The organism is Vibrio casei (genome assembly GCF_002218025.2).
In the GTDB taxonomy this organism is placed as follows: domain Bacteria; phylum Pseudomonadota; class Gammaproteobacteria; order Enterobacterales; family Vibrionaceae; genus Vibrio; species Vibrio casei.
The window spans coordinates 654,742-672,116 of sequence record NZ_AP018680.1; the positions used below are offsets into that span (position 1 = coordinate 654,742).

Sequence of the window (17,375 nt, forward strand, 5' to 3'; positions counted from 1 at the left end):
AACTGAGACAAAAATATCTAAAAGTATTTAAATAAGATAAACTGTACTCTTACCTTTTCTTCTTAATTCAAAAAGTAGTCCCATTTCTGTAATGAAAATACCTAAACAAATGCAATCTTTGGTTGAAGACGGCGTCATTGATGACGTGATTAGCCAATTAATGAGTGGTAAAGAAGCGTCGGTTTATATCGTACGTTGTGGTGATGAAATTCGTTGTGCCAAAGTGTATAAAGACGTGAATCAACGCAGCTTTAAACAAGCGGTGCAATATCGAGAAGGACGAAAAGTAAAAAATAGTCGTCGAGCTAGGGCCATGGAAAAAGGATCGAAATTTGGTCGAGGAGAGCAAGAGTCGGTATGGCAAAGTGCTGAAGTTGATGCTCTCTATGCATTGAAAGCGGCAGGGGTGCGAGTTCCTGAGCCTTATGGCGTGGTTGATGGCGTGTTATTGATGGAGCTTATTACCGACGATGAAGGCTTTGTAGCTCCTCGTTTGAATGATGTCACTATGTCAGCGGAACAGGCTTTAGAAGATCATGCGGATATGATCGAATACATCAAACGCATGTTATGTGCGGGCATTATTCACGGTGATTTATCCGAATTTAATGTGCTGGTGGATGCTTATGGCCCTGTTATTATTGATTTGCCGCAAGCTGTTAATGCTTCTGCTAACAACAATGCCGAATGGATGTTTGCTCGTGATGTAAACAATATGCGCAGCTATTACGGTCAATATGTTCCAGAGCTAGAAAAAACTGAATACGCCAAAGAAATGTGGCAACTCTATCAAGTCGGTGAATTGTTTCCTGATACCGAGTTAACCGGTTTATTTGCTGAATCTAATGAATTAGCGGATGTAGAAGCCATTCTTGATGAAATTGATGCTGCACGTTTAGAAGCGGAAACTCGTGAATTAAGAAAAAACGAATCAGATCAAGAATAAAACTGTCGCCATCTAATAGGCTAAATATTATAAAGGCAAAATAATCATCTCCTCCTCATTAAACAATGGTATATCGTTATTTGAATACTATATGCCATTGCTAGTATCGATTCTAAAATCAAGGCTTAATTAAAAGAATTAAGGCATTTTGACTTGAAGGCAAAGGTGATCTGGTTGTTTATAGGAAATAGTGGCTTATCGCTACTTTTTTATATAATTATCAATTACTTTGCAGTAAGTCCTTACAATTTATTTTAAGGCATGTTCGATGTTTTGACAAAATAAAATAAAATTTATTTATACGTGTTATATAATTCATGTGAATATTTAACCCTTTAATATTTATAAGGATGTATTATGAAAAAAACACTTGCTACATTAACTTTTGTTGCGATGCTCCCTTTCTCTAACGTAGCGATGGCTGACCAAGATATTGGTTGTGGCCTAGGTTCTATGGTTTTTGCCGGACAATCTGGCAAAGTTTATAAGGTATTAGGTGCGACAACCAATGGTACTTCTGGTAACCAAACCTTTGGTATTACTTTCGGCACATTAGGTTGTGATGGTTCAGGTACCATTACATCATCACAAAAACTAGCGATGTTTATCGATGGTAATATGGATAATCTAGCTCGTGATATGGCTAAAGGCGAAGGCGAAACGCTTGCGACATTGTCTGAAGTTTGGGGAATCAAACAAGCTGACAAATCAGAATTTAACTCTGTTGCTCAAGCAAACTTTGCTGAGATTTTTAAATCTGAAAATGTCACTTCTGAAGAAGTATTTGCTAATTTAAATACGCTGATTGCACAAGATAAGACTCTTTCTGCTTATCAGATCTAATATAAAGATTGTCGGGTTAAGTGCTCTTTTCATTGAGAGCACTTTTTTCTAATTATTCTTTACATTGAATAAGTGTTTTTCTGACGGATTACATATAAGAAATGAAATAATGACGGTATATCATGAAGTTTTCCAATGTCAGTGCAGTTTTTCTCGTCGGTTTTAGTTTTATTTTTTCTCCTTTTTCTATCAGCGCTACTTCCTTTAATTATGATCAGATTAATGTTTTTGAATTATCCCAAGACCCTTATTGGCTTAAGTTGGGCCATTACCTTTCGAAACCACTACAAGGTAGAATTAGCACCGTTAGAGAAGGCGCATTTTTCTTTTCACCTGATGGTAAGGTAAATCCATACTCAGAGCTCAATACAACAATTGAGCGCTTATACAGTAAGGATCCTAAGATTGCAGAAAGTACTCAATGTCAATTTCCTGCTCGCTATACTTGGTTAGAGTCTTTACATGGGCGTCAAGCGCAACTTAACTGCCCTGAATTAGAAAAGTGGCGTGATGTCTTAGAACCAGAAGGTATGACACTGGTATTTCCTACCGCTTTTATGAATAACCCTTCTTCAATGTTTGGACATACGTTATTAAGAGTTGATGCTAAAGATCAAACTCGTAATAAGGAGCTCGTTGCCTTTGCGATTAATTTTGCCGCTGAACCTGAAGAACAAGATAATCCAGCATTATTTGCACTTAAAGGATTGGTAGGAAGTTATCCCGGACGATTTACGGTTATGCCTTATTATCGAAAAGTTCGAGAATATAATGATATGGAGTCTCGAGATATCTGGGAGTATAAATTAAACTTAAATCCATATGAAGTTAACCGTGTTTTGTTGCACTTGTGGGAGATGAGAAATGCTGAGTTTGATTATTACTTTTTAGATGAAAACTGTTCTTATCAATTACTGGCATTACTTGAACTCGCTAGAGATGATTTATTTCTGATAAAGGACTTTCCTCTTCAAGCTATTCCATCAGATACTGTTGAAGCATTAGCTAAAAATGGCTTATTAAAAACACCAAAATATCGTGCAGCTTTTGGAACTCGATTATTACACCAAGCAAATGAGATTGATCCGTCATTATTTGATGCGGCTGTGAAAGCTAAAGAAGGGGATTATCCTTCATCGGATGATTTTACACCGATAGAGAGAGCCGCGATTTTAGAATTTGCCTATGAATGGCTTAATTTTGAGCTATATGATGAATCTTTAGAGCGAGACAGTATTGCAAAACGCTTAACTCAATTATTAATTAAGCGCAGTCAATTAACGGTAGACTCTCCTTTTTCTGAGGTTCCGGTTCCTACGGTGTCACCCGAAAAGGGGCATGCTTCGGCACGTTTTGGTGCAGGATTGCAAGCAAATAAGCACTCGTCAGATAAAGTTACTCTTGAATGGAGAGCGGCTTATCATGATGTATTAGATTCACAGGCCGGGTTTATTCCTGGTGCTCAAATTAGCTTCTTGGATACTCAAATCAGCCTGGATGAGTATGGTAATGCCAAGTTTGACCGTTTTTATTTTTTAGATACGATGGCGTTAGCGCCAAGTAATCGAGTCTTTGATAGCCTTGCGTGGAATATTAGAACGGGGTTTGATAGAAAAACAATGGAGAGAAAGCAAGCGGGACGCTGGTTTATCCAAGGTGGAACTGGCAAGGCTTGGGGGCGTTCTGATGGGCTTCATGTTTATTCATTATTTTCCAGTGAGGTCAGTTATGGCGAATTGACACAAAATGATTTCTCTTTTGGGTTAGGTATAGAAACAGGTTTGCTTTATCAATTAGCAGAAAAGCATCGTATCGGAATACAAGGTCAATATTTAACATTGATTGATTCTTCAGCAGATCAAGATGCTTTAGTAACAGCAAGTTGGAATTGGGCGTTTAACCGTAATTGGTCATTACGTAGTCAGGTTCAGTATCAACATTGGGATAGTGAAGATACATCAGCAAAAATTACAGCCTATTTCTATTATTGATGAGGTTTATCAGGAACAAAAAAGACGCCCTAGGGCGTCTTTTTTGTTGAATTGGTGGAGCTGGCGGGATTTGAACCCGCGTCCGAAAATCATTCACCGTTGGTACTACATGTTTAGTCGATCTTTAATTTCACCACCGACCTGCGAACCGACACGCTAGCTGATGGCTATCCTGAATTAGTTTTAATGCTTTGTCTCTCAGGCTGGAGACGCCACACGAGTTCGTTTGGGTTTGACTCTCTGTTGTTCCCCGTCTTACAAACGGAAGCTAGGGCAGAAAGGCTCTCAGCAGGGTATTAAGCTGCTAGTGCGTAGTTTTCGTCGTTTGCGACTATTTTTTTGCGGCTTTTTACGTGGCAAACCGCCCCACGACATGCACCTAAGACTTCAAAATTCCCGTCGAATCCTAAATCAGCCCCAAGTTTTCTGTTTGTTTTATTTTGAACTACTCATCAAAATAACAAACTAAGCGCTATTTGCGCTTTGTAGCGTATTACTTATAGCGCATAGTAACATAAAACCTTTCTGAGTCTAGTTACTTACGTGCTAAGTGGTTAACTTTGAATCAATGCGTTATATGACTTAGCGTAAACTGCTTTTCATAATGCGCGCTTTATCACGTTGCCAATCTTGGTTTTTCTGATCATCGCGTTTGTCGTGAAGTTTTTTACCTTTTGCGACACCGATTTTCATTTTTACCCAAGACTTAGACCAGTAAAGTGACAAGGCGACTAGCGTCATGCCTTCACGGTTTACACGCCCAAATAGGTTGTCTAACTCACGACGATTTAATAAAAGTTTACGAACACGTGTTGGATTAGCCACGATATGAGTAGAAGCTTGATTTAGCGGTATAATAGAGGCACCACTTAGAAATGCTTCACCATCGCGAAGAAATACATAGCTTTCTGCGATATTGGCTTTACCTTGACGTAAGGATTTTACTTCCCAACCTTGCAGCTCAAGACCTACTTCAATTTCATTATCGACGAAATATTCATGTCGAGCTTGCTTGTTGAGAGCGATAGTATTGCTACCGACTTTTGATTTTGATTTTTTCTTTGCCATAATAGCGTCATTATACGGATTGCTTTTATTTTGGCGAATCCTTTTATTCTTTTCTTGTTAATAATGTTTTTATTTTCGAGAATTTGCTGAGTGCATCAAATTAGGGAGTAGTATGCCGCAGGTTAATCGTTCAGCTTTGGTTTCGTTTAGTGCTAAGCAAATGTATGATTTGGTCAACGATGTTGAAAAATATCCAGAATTTTTACCCGGCTGTTCTGGATCGAAGTTAATTGAATCGAGTGAAGGAGCTTTAGTTGCATCAGTTGATGTGTCGAAGGCAGGAATAAAGAAAACATTTATCACCTCAAATACAATGATACCGGATCGACGTATAGAGTTGGCGTTGGTAGATGGACCATTTAAGTCTTTAAAAGGGTTTTGGGTGTTTACACCATTGGATGATTTTGCGTGTAAAGTTGAGCTTAATTTAACATTTGAATTTTCAAATAAATTGATTGAATTGGCGTTTGGAAAAATCTTTAATGATTTAACCAATAATATGGTGAATTCATTTACATTACGCGCCAAAGATATTTACTGTAGTAATTGATACGGTTTCTTACAGTATAAGCTAAGTTTGAATCATGAGAACTAACCTATTAATGGTTATAGGACAATATAAATGAGCGATAGCCCAATGATTCATGTGGAAGTGGTCTACGCTTTACCCCATGAACAAAAAGTATTTGAATTAGCAGTGGAATCAGATTTAACCGTTCAAGATATTATTGAACAGTCTGGCGTTTTGTTAGCTTACCCTGAAATTGATTTAAACGAGAACAAAGTCGGAGTATTCAGCCGTAATGTGAAGTTAGATGCTACTGTGAGGGATAAAGATCGGATAGAAATTTATCGGCCATTATTAGCTGATCCTAAAGAAATTCGTCGTAAACGAGCGGAGCAAGCGAAAAATCAGACTAAAACGAAATAATGTAGATTTGTTCAATGCTATGCGAAAAAGAATAAAAAGGGCGTTTACTACTAAAAGTAAACGCCCTTTTTATGTACCGGATAAGAAGATAAGTTTAGTTTAGTGGTGTATTAAACTCTGAACTCACTTCAAAATCACCAGATGCGGCGGCAAGCTTTTGTGATTGACTGTCAAACTTTACGACAAAGTTTTTCTGTACTGAATCGTCATGCCCATGAGTAAAGTGGTAAATGTAAAACCATGTATCTGGATAACCATTTTGAACCAACATTGGCGAACCCAGTACATATCGTACTTGTTCTTTTGTCATGCCAATTCGTAGTTTGTCAACATCGGGTTGCTCAACATAATTACCTTGGGCAATATCTATACGATAAACCAAAGGCTCAATTAGGCTACAGCCAGATAATAAAAGTGTTGAAACTAAAGGGATAATCGTTATCCACTTTTTAAAATGCATAATATTTTTCTTTGAGTTAAAGGCCATAAACTGTTCCGATGATAAACAAGCGCAGCCAAGAAGTAAAAGCCGACCGTGATAAAGATGCAAATTAAGACAGAAAATTTAGAGTTTGGTTGCAGAAAATAGAATAAATAATGGGATTGAAAGCGAGAAACATAAATGTGGATGGGGGACACATCTAGATTCTCGTTATCGTATGTTGCTTTAATCATATGATGACTTGGATTGATGTTGCATCAATTAAGCGGCGATTAGCAATTCTTTCGCATTTGCTTTCGTTGATTCGGTAATCGTGCTACCACCTAATAAGCGAGCAAGTTCATCAATACGTTGTCCTTCATCTAATTGATGGATACGGGTTTCTGTTTTTCCTGATTTTGTTTGTTTGGCAACAAATAATTGTTGATGGCCACTTCCAGCTACTTGAGGTAAGTGAGTGACACATAGCACTTGTGTTGATTCGCCTAGTTTACGCAGCATTTTTCCGACAACACTTGCTGTTGGGCCACTGATACCAACATCAACTTCATCAAAAATTAAGCTTGGAGTCTGTACTTTTTGAGCGGTAATGACTTGGATTGCGAGTGATATTCGAGATAACTCACCACCGGATGCCACTTTAGCCAATGCTTGTAGTGGTTGGCCTGGATTGGTTGAAACCAAGAAATTAACACTATCAATGCCCATTGGTGAAGCATGTTTATTGTCGGCTGTTACATCAATACAAAATTGTGCTTTTTCCATGCTAAGTTCGTGCATACTTTGTGAAATTAATTTGTTTAACTCTTTTGCATATCGGCAGCGGCTTTTGCTCAGTTTATCAGCGGTTTGAATGAAGAGATCATGCTTAGTTGATACCTCAGTTTCAAGCTGTTCAAACTTTTCTTCAGAGCAGTCGAGAGCTTCTATTTGAGCTTTAATGTTTTGGTGATGTTGATACAGATCTTCTGCATGAACCTGATGTTTTCGGGCTGTACCCATGACTTTACTAAAGCGTTCTTCAACATCTGCAATTCGAGTCGGATCGACGTCAATACTATCGGCATAATGGCGTAATTCAGAATTGGTTTCTTCTAGCTGAATAATGGCCTCAGATAATAACGTTGGTAAATGCGAGAGTTTAGGATCTAACTCAACCAATTCTGCTAGGGCATGGCTTACGGAGTTTAATAATCCTAATGCGTTGACGTCTTCACTTTCGTAAAGATCGTTGATGGCTTGTTGGCACGTTAAAGCTATTTGGCCACTACTTGAAAGGACTTTATGTTCTTGTTCTAGTTCTTCAAATTCATTTTCGCTTAATGCCAGTTCATCAAGTTCTTTTACTTGATACTCTAATAGTTGTTTTTGCGCTAGGTTATCTTGGCTATTAGCACGTAATGTTTTAAGCTGATTTTGTAACTGACGCCAATTTGAATACGCTTCTTTACTTGCTTGTATAAGTTGGTTATGCCCTGAATATTGATCTAATAAGGTCAGTTGATGTTCTGGTTTCATTAATTGATGGTGAGCGTGTTGACCATGAATATTGACTAACGTTTGGCCAAGCGCTTTTAGTTGAGATAAAGGTACGGGATTTCCATTAATGAAAGCTCGAGATCGTCCTTCATTGGTAATGATACGTCGAATTATACATTCACTGCCTTCAAGTAATTCATTATCTTCTAACCAGCGAGTTGCGTTGATATTGTTATCAAGAACAAATGCTGCGGTAATGTCGATTTTGTCTTCTCCGGGGCGAACCATATTACTGTCCGCACGCCCGCCGAGACACAAACTTAAAGCATCAATCGCAATGGACTTACCAGCACCGGTTTCTCCGGTGATGGTTGTCATTCCTTTGAAGAGCTCTAGCTGTAAAGATTTAACAATGGCAAAATTATTAACGCTTAAATGAGAGAGCATAAATCCACCTGTAAAAGATAAAGAAAATCACTGTATGTAAAAACAGTATATACTGGCTTTTTATACAGTAAAGTTTTTTGTGTGAATTTTTTTGCTAAGATCAAAAATGCCCTAGTGATGGTAAAACCAATAGGACATTTTTATGTTTCGTGACGCTAGATATTGTATTTTGGCACTGCCGATACTTTAAAATAATTTACTAGACCAACCTAATTTATGTCGTAATACGTGGTAGTAACTGTAATCTTCTGGGTGGATAAGTTTTAAGATATTGGGGCTTTGGAATATATGGATTTCATCACCTGGAGAAACGGGGAGCGATATTTGACCATCGCAGCTAACTTCTTGAGTACCACGGTTATCAGGGGAAACAATAAGTTTTATTTTTCTATTCCCATCGACAACAAGTGGTCGACTAGAAAGTGTGTGTGGGAACATGGGCACCAATGAAATAGCATTTAAGCTTGGTGATAAAATAGGGCCGCCACCTGATAGTGAATAAGCGGTAGAGCCTGTTGGCGTGGAAACAATTAAGCCATCTGAGCGTTGTGAAAATGCAAATCGTTCATCTATATAAACTTCAAATTCAATCATATGAGCGATTTTTCCTGGGTGGAGAACCACTTCATTTAATGCCGAGTTGTGGCTTTTTATTTGCCCATGACGATGCACTTCTGCTTCTAATAAAAAACGTTCTTCGGTTAGGTATTGCCCTTTTAATACATTTTGTAACGATTCATGGAAATCTTCTGGGTTAAGATCAGTTAAAAATCCAAGACTTCCACGGTTAACGCCAATAACGGAAATATCGAATCGAGATAAAATTCTTGCGGCTCCAAGCATATTTCCATCACCACCAACCACAATAGCTAAATCTGCTTTTTGGGCAATATCTAATAAGCTAGTGAAAACATTTTTGGGTATGTCGGTAAGGATATCCACTAAGCGATCATCAATCAGAACTTGATAATGTTGTTCTTGTAACCAATGGAAAAGCTCTTTATGGGTTTGCACCGCTTTATGATCTCGAGGCTTACCAATGATGGCGATAACGTTAAAAGGCTTTTGCATAAGATTTTGCTCTATTTAAAAATTGAGTGATATATCGCGAGTTTACGTTTATTTTGAGTGGAACAAGCTTAATTTTTACTCTAAGCAAGTTTAGTTTATGAAAGATAAACACACTCTACGCTTGATTCATAAATCTTCATCCCCATAATAAAGGCAAGTGGAACGACTATGCGAGTATTTTGTGCCTATTCCGTTAGGCCAAGCGTATCGTGTTGATTATATTCTTGGAGATATTATGACGACTGAACACAATAAGCCGCACGGCGAAGAGCTAAAAAATGAAGAGTTTCAAGTAGAAGAAGTGCTTGAGAATGAAGAAGTAGAAATCATTGGTGGGGAAGGCGACCTTGATTTAGGTGATGAAGATGACTCTGAACAAGAAGCCTCTTTAGTCTCACAGCTTGAAGCAGCATTGATCGCAAGCCAAGCTCAAGTAAAAGAGCAGCAGGATTCTGTTTTGCGGGCAAAAGCTGAAGTGGAGAATATGCGCCGCCGCAGCGAACAAGAAATTGATAAAGCGCGTAAATACGCACTGAATAAGTTTGCAGAAGAATTATTGCCTGTTCTTGATAACCTAGAACGCGCACTTCAAGCTGCGAATCCAGAAGACGAAGCGGTTAAAGCGATTCTTGAAGGTGTTGATATGACGCACAAATCTTTCGTTGATACGGTGGCTAAATTTGGTTTAGAGGCGATTAACCCAGAAGGTGAAACCTTTAACCCTGAATTACACCAAGCGATTGGTATGCAAGAAAGCCCAGATCATGAATCAAATACCGTGATGATAGTGATGCAAAAAGGTTATCAGTTAAATGGCCGCGTTATTCGCCCTGCCATGGTGATGGTTGCTAAATAAGCGTTTATATTATCGTATTAACAATATAAAAAATGTCGAGAGCTTAAAAATCTCGACATTTTTTATTACATCCCCTTGAAAAGTATTTTGTTGCCCTTATCTAAGGAGCATACAGAAAAACGTACAGCGAAATGAAAAACAAAATTAGCTTACAGGGTTGAATCCCAATTCTGAGCCCCCATCTATTTGTTATAAAATGGCTGGGTATAGCAAAACTGAATAACTGAAATTTTTGGAGAGTATTTAAATGGGTAGAATTATTGGTATTGATTTAGGTACAACTAACTCATGTGTTGCTGTATTAGACGGCGACAAACCACGCGTAATTGAAAATGCTGAAGGCGAACGCACAACAGCATCAGTGGTAGCGTATACCGATGGCGAAACATTAGTAGGCCAACCTGCAAAACGCCAAGCGGTCACTAACCCTGAAAACACATTGTTCGCGATCAAACGTTTGATCGGTCGTCGTTTCGAAGACGAAGAAGTACAGCGTGATATTGAAATCATGCCTTATAAGATAGTTAAAGCAGATAACGGTGATGCATGGGTTGAAGCAAAAGGCCAAAAAATGGCGGCTCCTCAAGTATCGGCTGAAATCTTGAAAAAAATGAAAAAAACCGCTGAGGATTTCCTTGGTGAAGAAGTAACAGCAGCAGTCATTACTGTTCCTGCATACTTCAACGATGCTCAACGTCAAGCAACGAAAGATGCTGGCCGTATCGCAGGTTTAGAAGTTAAACGTATCATCAACGAACCAACAGCGGCAGCACTTGCTTACGGTCTTGATAAAAAAGGCGGCGACCGCACTATCGCAGTTTACGACCTTGGTGGTGGTACATTCGATATCTCTATTATCGAAATTGATGAAGTTGAAGGCGAGAAAACCTTCGAAGTTCTTTCTACTAATGGTGATACACACTTAGGTGGTGAAGACTTTGATACGCGTTTAATCAACTACTTAGTATCTGAGTTTAAAAATGAGCAAGGCATCGATCTTAAGAAAGATCCACTGGCTATGCAACGTGTGAAAGAAGCGGCTGAGAAAGCGAAGATTGAGTTATCTTCAGCACAACAAACAGACGTGAACTTACCATACGTGACAGCGGATGCGACTGGTCCTAAGCACATGAACGTAAAAGTAACTCGTTCTAAACTAGAATCTCTAGTTGAAGACCTAGTTCAACGTTCACTTGAGCCACTAAAAGTTGCTCTTGCAGATGCTGACCTATCAGTAAGTGAAATTACTGACGTTATCTTAGTGGGTGGTCAAACTCGTATGCCTATGGTTCAGAAGAAAGTTGCTGAATTCTTTGGTAAAGAAGCGCGTAAAGACGTGAACCCTGATGAAGCTGTGGCTATTGGTGCTGCGGTTCAAGGTGGTGTACTTGCGGGGGACGTGAAAGACGTGCTTCTACTAGACGTTACGCCTCTATCTTTCGGTATTGAAACGATGGGTGGTGTAATGACTAAACTGATTGAGAAAAACACCACGATTCCAACAAAAGCGAATCAAGTGTTCTCAACAGCCGAAGACAACCAAAGCGCAGTAACGATTCACGTATTACAAGGTGAGCGTAAGCAAGCATCTTATAACAAGTCTCTAGGTCAATTTAACCTAGAAGGCATTAATGCTGCGCCACGTGGTATGCCTCAAATCGAAGTGACTTTCGATTTGGATGCGGATGGTATCTTGAATGTGTCAGCAAAAGATAAAACGACCGGTAAAGAGCAAAAAATCACGATTCAAGCGAATGGTGGCTTAACCGACGAAGAAATCGAGAAAATGGTACAAGAAGCCGAAGCTAACAAAGAAGCCGACAAAAAGTTCGAAGAGTTAGTGACGACTCGTAACCAAGCTGACCAAATGGTTCACGGTACTCGTAAGCAAATGGAAGAAGCGGGTGATGCACTTCCTGAAGAAGATAAAACTAACATCGAAAAAGCCATTGGCGAACTAGAGCGTGTTAAATCTGGTGACGACAAAGAAGCGATCGATGCAAAAGTTCAAGAGTTAGCAGCTGCAGCTCAAAAACTGATGGAAATTGCTCAACAGAAAGCACAACAAGCGGAAGGTGGCGAACAAGCAAAACCTGAAGATGATGTTGTTGACGCTGAGTTTGAAGAAGTTAAAGACGAAGACAAAAAATAATCAATCACTGATTATATAGTCTAAGTCAGCCACTCTTCAGTGATATGAAAAGTGGCTAACAATAAACTGCGGGCGTTTAGAGTTTTCTCTCACGCCCGCAATTTTCGATCTGTTAGTCAGTAAATTTAGGGCATTGTCCCGCTAGATAATCACTTCTGCTGATTGAATAGGTATATCGGATTATCTAGCTAGATATCGTTTTATTAGTCAAAAATACAATACCAGCGAGCATTGCTTGTTGGCTTTAAGAAGTTGGTGAACTGAATATGTCAAAACGTGATCTTTATGAAGTATTAGGTGTAGAACGTGATGCCTCAGAGCGCGATATAAAAAAGGCGTATAAACGCTTAGCGATGAAATTTCACCCAGACCGCAACCAAGAAGCGGACGCATCTGAAAAATTTAAAGAAGTAAAAGAAGCGTATGAAGTTTTAACCGATCCTCAGAAGAAACAAGCTTATGATCAATATGGTCATGCTGCCTTTGAACAAGGTGGAATGGGTGGCGGCGGTGGCTTCGGTGGAGGCGGCGGTGGCTTTGAAGACATGTTTGGTGATGTCTTCGGTGATATTTTCGGCGGCGGCCGTCGTGGTGGTGGTCAACGCGCACAACGTGGCTCTGATTTACGTTACAACATGGAATTGTCTTTGGAAGAAGCGGTTCGTGGTTGTGAAAAAGAAATTCATATTCCAACTTTAGCGGAATGTGATGTGTGTGACGGTAGTGGGGCGAAAGCCGGTTCTACTTCACAAACTTGTGGCACTTGTCATGGTCATGGCCAAGTACAAATGCGTCAAGGTTTCTTTGCTGTGCAACAAACGTGTCCAACCTGTAATGGCAAAGGAAAGATCATTAAAGATCCATGTAACGCTTGTCATGGTGAAGGTCGTAAGCAGAAAACTAAGACGTTAAATGTTAAGATCCCAGCAGGTGTAGACATTGGTGATCGTATTCGTTTAACTGGTGAAGGTGAAGCCGGCGAACGTGGGGCATCTGCGGGTGATTTGTACGTTGAAGTGCATTTACGAGCTCACCATATTTTTGAGCGTGATGGAAATAATCTACACTGTGAAGTACCGGTAAGCTTTACGCTTGCGGCGCTCGGTGGTGAGGTTGAGGTCCCTACGTTAAATGGCCGCTTTAAACTGAAAGTACCCGCTGAAATGCAAACAGGACGTATGTTCCGCATGAGAGGCAAAGGGGTTAAATCGGTACGAAGTGGCGCTGTGGGGGATTTGATCTGTAAACTCGTGGTTGAGACACCTGTGAAATTAAGCTCACGTCAAAAAGAGCTATTACGTGAATTAGAAGACTCTTTTGGTGGTGATGCTGGTAATAAGCATAAGCCAAAATCAGAAGGCTTCTTTAATGGCGTGAAGAAGTTCTTTGATGATTTGACTGGCTAATGAGTAGCGTTATGCCTAATTAACAAAGCCTCCTTAATTGGGGGCTTTGTTGTTTTTATCAGGCTTATATTCAGCGTAAACATTGTAATTTTTGATCTGGGGAATGGGTACCTAAAGCCGTCATGCCAGAAATGCCCAACCACCGTCATACCGGAAACGCCGAAGGAGTTATCCGGTATCTACTCTCCACGCGCCGAATAAGATTCCTGCTCTCGCTTAGGCTCGGCGGGAATGACGATCATATTTAGGTCATATCAGAAACGAACAGCCACCGTCATACCGGAAACGACGAAGGAGTTATCCGGTATCTGCTTACATTGATCAATTCCAACAACCATCAACCGCTATGTTGTCTTTGTTTGCACTACCAACTGAACCTGCATTCATTTCTAAGATGCCGCATTTATCTTTGGTTTGCCCTTGAGTTGATTGTGGCGTAGCTTTAATGGTGTAAAGATTAATACCACTGCTACCAGAAACAATCGATAATTTATAACGGTCAGTATCGTTCTGGCACCCTAAATTAGAAGCACATTTACCCGCTGCCACAATCGTATAGTCATAACTGCCATTTTGGGTGCGGTGTTGTTCAAGTGCTAACTGAATTTTCATCATGTCAGATATTATTGAAGCACGATGACTTTTTAAAATATGCTCTTGATAACTAGGATAAGCAATAGCTGATAGAGCACCAATGATCGCGATGACTATCAATAATTCGATCAGTGTCATTCCTTTTTGTCTTATCTCATTCTTCTTACAGCAATTTTTTCGAATCATTTCTATAACTTCCTGTTAGAGACTTATGCCATTTTTAATAAGTGTTAGCATCTGTGCAAGTTGAAAAATCACTATGTAACTAGTTGCAGAGGTTTTTGGGGAATGGCTCGAGGGTTTACGTTAATTGAAATGCTGATTTCAATTGTAGTACTAGCAATTTTGCTGGCGGCTGCCGTGCCGTCGTTCCGTGGGATCAGTGAAAAAGCCAAAATGCAAAGGCTTGCTGAAGAGCTACAAGGTTTTTTTATCCAAACAAAATCTGAAGCGGTGTTGAGAAATCAAAATCTTTATCTACATTTTGTTCAAGATGGTACCCCGACGGGGGGGGAATGGGCATTAGTGACCAATACATCCTCTGCCACACCGTCTGATCGTCATGCGGCAAAAAGTAATGCCTTAATGTATTTAGAAGGTGACCCGTTTAAAGGTATTTCAACAAGTTCATCGATATTGAATATGGAGTTTGAAAGTGTAAACGGAAAACCGAATCAAACCGGAAATATAAAGTTTTCACTAAAAGAGGGGAAACTTTTAGATTTGAAGTTTCAGCAGTTTACAGGGCGTTTTCGTATATGTGGAGGGCATTATGGCTATCCAGAGTGTGAATAAAGCACTACGCTTCCAAAAGGGGATATCACTTATTGAGTTAATGATGGCCTCTGCGATTGGTATTATCGCCTTACTAGCTGTGGGTAGTGTTTTTCTTTCTGGACAAAAATTAGCGACGGAACGAACTCAACGCTTGTTGGTGATTCAAGGTATTAATGAAGTTCTGAGATATATAAAAGAGGACGCTCAACGTGCTGGCTTTAATGGTTCGCAAGGAAATTCATTAATGTTATCTGGAGCCAATAATGTCATCAGCACGTCCTCTTCAAGTTTGGCTTATACCTATCAAAAACCAGATGGTGAGTTCACTCAAGTGACATTTGCTTTAGATGACTCGAAGTTGAAAATGTGTGAAAGCACAGGCCCATCCCCAATCACTAGTATATGTACACCCGTTCCATCTTTATTGGATCAACATCGGTTAACGGTTGATTCGTTTATTGTGACCGATAACCCTCTTGGTAGCTCTGTGAGTTCGGCATTGATTACTCTGTCTTTAACTGCTTCTTTACTTGATGGTTCCCATACCCAAACATTAAGCACTCAAATTAAACAAAGGAATTGGAAGTAATGTTTGAACCCAGCATTTATTTTTCCCCTAACCAAAAACAACAAGGTGCAGCAACGTTATTAGTCGCAACATTATTATTAGTTGTCGCATTAGTGATAACGCTTGCAAGTTATAAAGGTGTCTTTTTTCAAGCGAAGCGAGTTCAAAATGAGATTGAGGCTAGGCAATTACATTGGAAAGGAGAAGGACGCTTAGAGTGTGTCTTAGCCAAGCTTGTAGATGTATCTTCTAATGATCCGAATTCAGTTTCATATAATGACTGTGATCAACCAACTAATATCCAGATCACAAGGCAAGGGAGTTCAAATCTTTATACGGTTGAGTCGAATGAAAATGGGTATCAAGTGGCTAAGGTGTTGAGGATTCCTGGGGCTGGAACCTTAGGTGCTATTACTTCTACTGCTGATTTATTTATGATCGGATCTTTTGATATAAAACCGCAACCAGTTCAACTTATTTCAACTCCTGATCTATATAGCTGTGTCGCCGTTAAATATTCAAAAAATATTTATTTGAATGCGACAAGTAATCTTCAAACAACTATACCTACATCACCGGACTTCCCTAGTACAACTCGATGTGCTTCAAGTTATCAAACAAGTATTAGCAACCCTTCTTCAGTTTTAAAGTTATCAGAAGAAAATAATCAGCTTGATGAAGATGGTACCCAACTACTATCAGAAAATAATTTTAAAGGCGACTTTTACTATGATTCAGATTTAGACCCATTTGAAGACTTATTTGGTGTGCCTAAATCTGAACTTTCATCCGTGAAGAAGGAATTCACGGTTATTACAGGTGGGTTTTGCTCAGGTTCTGTATGTCCATGCGATAGCAATATAGCTTCTGCAATTGAGCAAAATAAGAGTTTAATCTGGGTGGATGGAACTTGTGATTTCGGTCATGCGACACAAACTCTCTCAAAAGATACCAGTGCCGGAATTATCGTTGTCGTGCAAAATGGGCTACTAGGCTCTACTGGTAGCGTTCCATTTAATGGCGTTTTATATCACTTAAATACGGCCTTCACTCCAAGTCTTAGTCTTTGGTCAAATATGGCAGAAAGTTCATGGGTAGCTAGCTATTACACGGCTAGTATGCAAAGTTCAGGGATACCAGTACCGAGTTTATTTATGACTGGTGCTAAAGTTCCTGATGGGGTTTTAATTGTTGACACTCCAGGGAGTTTGGCGATGATATATGCTTCGATGGATGTTGCTTATGATGGTAAAAAAATTAATCATGCACTGAGTAAATTATATAAACCAAAATGGCTAAAAGGATCATGGCATGATTTCTAAACAACAAGGCTTTAGCTTAATTGAAGTGCTGATCACTTTTATCATTCTTATCGTCGGCATTATGGGGCTAATCAAACTGCAAACCTATATGGAAAGGCAAGCTGATTATGCTGAAAACAGTATTAAGGCACTGCACCTGGCAGAGTCTCAATTAGAACTATTTAGAACGCGATCTGTTAGTGGTGCGAATAGTTCATTAAGTGGAGCCAGTAGTACCGCAACTTGTGATGACGTAGGTTTTATGACTTTTGATTGTATTATCGATGGTACTAGTACTTCTGGGGCTTATACAACAATCTGGACGGTTTCTGGTTCATTCCCTATTCCTGGGGGAGTGGCTTTAAAAACTATCGAGATTGAAACTGGTTGGGATACACGTTGGAACGAGCGACAATCCGTTGCGCTGAAAACCATGATCTCTAAATATAATGAATTTGATAATTAAGTATTCTGGTCTGCATTTATTCAACATCGAGTGAATG

The 17,375-nt window shown here is 39.5% G+C and carries 17 protein-coding genes and 1 other RNA gene; 12 read left to right on the forward strand and 6 right to left on the reverse strand.

Annotated elements, in window-relative coordinates; translation table 11 throughout:
* Positions 1-91: 91 nt before the first annotated feature.
* The 3 genes from VCASEI_RS03210 (at position 92) to VCASEI_RS03220 (ending at position 3,780) form a co-directional block, all read left to right on the forward strand.
* The gene (locus tag VCASEI_RS03210) at positions 92-946 is read left to right on the forward strand and encodes a PA4780 family RIO1-like protein kinase (RefSeq protein ID WP_086961607.1); all 855 of its coding nucleotides are present in this window, start codon (positions 92-94) and stop codon (positions 944-946) included.
* Positions 947-1,303: 357 nt separating this feature from the next.
* A complete protein-coding gene (locus VCASEI_RS03215) occupies positions 1,304-1,789 on the forward strand; it encodes a DUF3015 domain-containing protein (RefSeq protein ID WP_086961605.1) in 486 nt (161 codons plus the stop codon).
* A gap of 122 nt (positions 1,790-1,911) precedes the next feature.
* Positions 1,912-3,780 (forward strand): Lnb N-terminal periplasmic domain-containing protein, encoded by a 1,869-nt coding sequence (locus tag VCASEI_RS03220; RefSeq protein WP_089110553.1) that lies wholly within the window; start codon positions 1,912-1,914, stop codon positions 3,778-3,780.
* A 52-nt stretch (positions 3,781-3,832) separates the two neighbouring features.
* Here VCASEI_RS03220 and ssrA read toward each other — a convergent pair.
* Positions 3,833-4,199: a transfer-messenger RNA gene (gene ssrA, locus VCASEI_RS03225) on the reverse strand.
* A gap of 163 nt (positions 4,200-4,362) precedes the next feature.
* Positions 4,363-4,848: an SsrA-binding protein SmpB gene (smpB, locus tag VCASEI_RS03230; RefSeq protein ID WP_089110552.1), complete on the reverse strand. Its 486-nt coding sequence runs from the start codon at positions 4,846-4,848 to the stop codon at positions 4,363-4,365.
* A gap of 112 nt (positions 4,849-4,960) precedes the next feature.
* Between smpB and VCASEI_RS03235 the strand changes: the two genes are divergently transcribed.
* Together VCASEI_RS03235 and VCASEI_RS03240 are read left to right on the forward strand one after the other, a co-directional pair.
* Positions 4,961-5,398, forward strand: a complete 438-nt coding sequence (locus tag VCASEI_RS03235; RefSeq protein WP_086961599.1) for an SRPBCC family protein — start codon at positions 4,961-4,963, stop codon at positions 5,396-5,398.
* Positions 5,399-5,470: 72 nt separating this feature from the next.
* Positions 5,471-5,779, forward strand: a complete 309-nt coding sequence (locus VCASEI_RS03240) for an RnfH family protein (protein ID WP_086961597.1) — start codon at positions 5,471-5,473, stop codon at positions 5,777-5,779.
* Between the two features lie 94 nt (positions 5,780-5,873).
* On the opposite strand, the gene bamE is transcribed toward VCASEI_RS03240, so the two are convergent.
* The 3 genes from bamE to nadK all read right to left on the reverse strand — a co-directional run bounded on the left by bamE (position 5,874) and on the right by nadK (position 9,218).
* The gene (gene bamE, locus VCASEI_RS03245) at positions 5,874-6,239 is read right to left on the reverse strand and encodes an outer membrane protein assembly factor BamE (RefSeq protein ID WP_086961721.1); all 366 of its coding nucleotides are present in this window, start codon (positions 6,237-6,239) and stop codon (positions 5,874-5,876) included.
* Positions 6,240-6,482: 243 nt separating this feature from the next.
* Positions 6,483-8,147 (reverse strand): DNA repair protein RecN, encoded by a 1,665-nt coding sequence (recN, locus tag VCASEI_RS03250; protein WP_086961595.1) that lies wholly within the window; start codon positions 8,145-8,147, stop codon positions 6,483-6,485.
* Between the two features lie 186 nt (positions 8,148-8,333).
* Positions 8,334-9,218: an NAD(+) kinase gene (gene nadK, locus VCASEI_RS03255; RefSeq protein ID WP_089110551.1), complete on the reverse strand. Its 885-nt coding sequence runs from the start codon at positions 9,216-9,218 to the stop codon at positions 8,334-8,336.
* Between the two features lie 235 nt (positions 9,219-9,453).
* On the opposite strand from nadK, the gene grpE reads away from it, so the two are divergent.
* From grpE to dnaJ, 3 genes are all read left to right on the forward strand, one after another.
* Complete coding sequence (gene grpE / locus VCASEI_RS03260; protein ID WP_086961719.1) at positions 9,454-10,074, forward strand: nucleotide exchange factor GrpE; 621 nt, start codon at positions 9,454-9,456, stop codon at positions 10,072-10,074.
* A 247-nt stretch (positions 10,075-10,321) separates the two neighbouring features.
* Positions 10,322-12,226: a molecular chaperone DnaK gene (gene dnaK / locus VCASEI_RS03265; RefSeq protein ID WP_086961592.1), complete on the forward strand. Its 1,905-nt coding sequence runs from the start codon at positions 10,322-10,324 to the stop codon at positions 12,224-12,226.
* A 266-nt stretch (positions 12,227-12,492) separates the two neighbouring features.
* Positions 12,493-13,632 (forward strand): molecular chaperone DnaJ, encoded by a 1,140-nt coding sequence (gene dnaJ, locus VCASEI_RS03270; protein WP_086961590.1) that lies wholly within the window; start codon positions 12,493-12,495, stop codon positions 13,630-13,632.
* Between the two features lie 321 nt (positions 13,633-13,953).
* On the opposite strand, the gene VCASEI_RS03275 is transcribed toward dnaJ, so the two are convergent.
* Positions 13,954-14,412 (reverse strand): type IV pilin protein, encoded by a 459-nt coding sequence (locus tag VCASEI_RS03275; protein WP_086961588.1) that lies wholly within the window; start codon positions 14,410-14,412, stop codon positions 13,954-13,956.
* A 102-nt stretch (positions 14,413-14,514) separates the two neighbouring features.
* Between VCASEI_RS03275 and VCASEI_RS03280 the strand changes: the two genes are divergently transcribed.
* From VCASEI_RS03280 to VCASEI_RS03295, 4 genes are read left to right on the forward strand one after another with little or no spacing between them, the layout of a single operon-like run.
* Positions 14,515-15,021 (forward strand): GspH/FimT family pseudopilin, encoded by a 507-nt coding sequence (locus VCASEI_RS03280; RefSeq protein WP_086961586.1) that lies wholly within the window; start codon positions 14,515-14,517, stop codon positions 15,019-15,021.
* Positions 14,999-15,592 carry a PilW family protein gene (locus tag VCASEI_RS03285; protein ID WP_086961584.1) on the forward strand — a complete coding sequence of 198 codons (594 nt, stop codon included), beginning with the start codon at positions 14,999-15,001 and terminating at the stop codon, positions 15,590-15,592. Before VCASEI_RS03280 ends, VCASEI_RS03285 begins: the two co-directional genes overlap by 23 nt.
* On the forward strand, positions 15,592-16,893 hold the full coding sequence (locus VCASEI_RS03290) for a hypothetical protein (RefSeq protein ID WP_086961582.1): 1,302 nt from the start codon (positions 15,592-15,594) through the stop codon (positions 16,891-16,893). Before VCASEI_RS03285 ends, VCASEI_RS03290 begins: the two co-directional genes overlap by 1 nt.
* Positions 16,883-17,338 carry a type IV pilus modification PilV family protein gene (locus VCASEI_RS03295; protein WP_086961580.1) on the forward strand — a complete coding sequence of 152 codons (456 nt, stop codon included), beginning with the start codon at positions 16,883-16,885 and terminating at the stop codon, positions 17,336-17,338. Before VCASEI_RS03290 ends, VCASEI_RS03295 begins: the two co-directional genes overlap by 11 nt.
* Positions 17,339-17,375 lie beyond the last annotated feature (37 nt).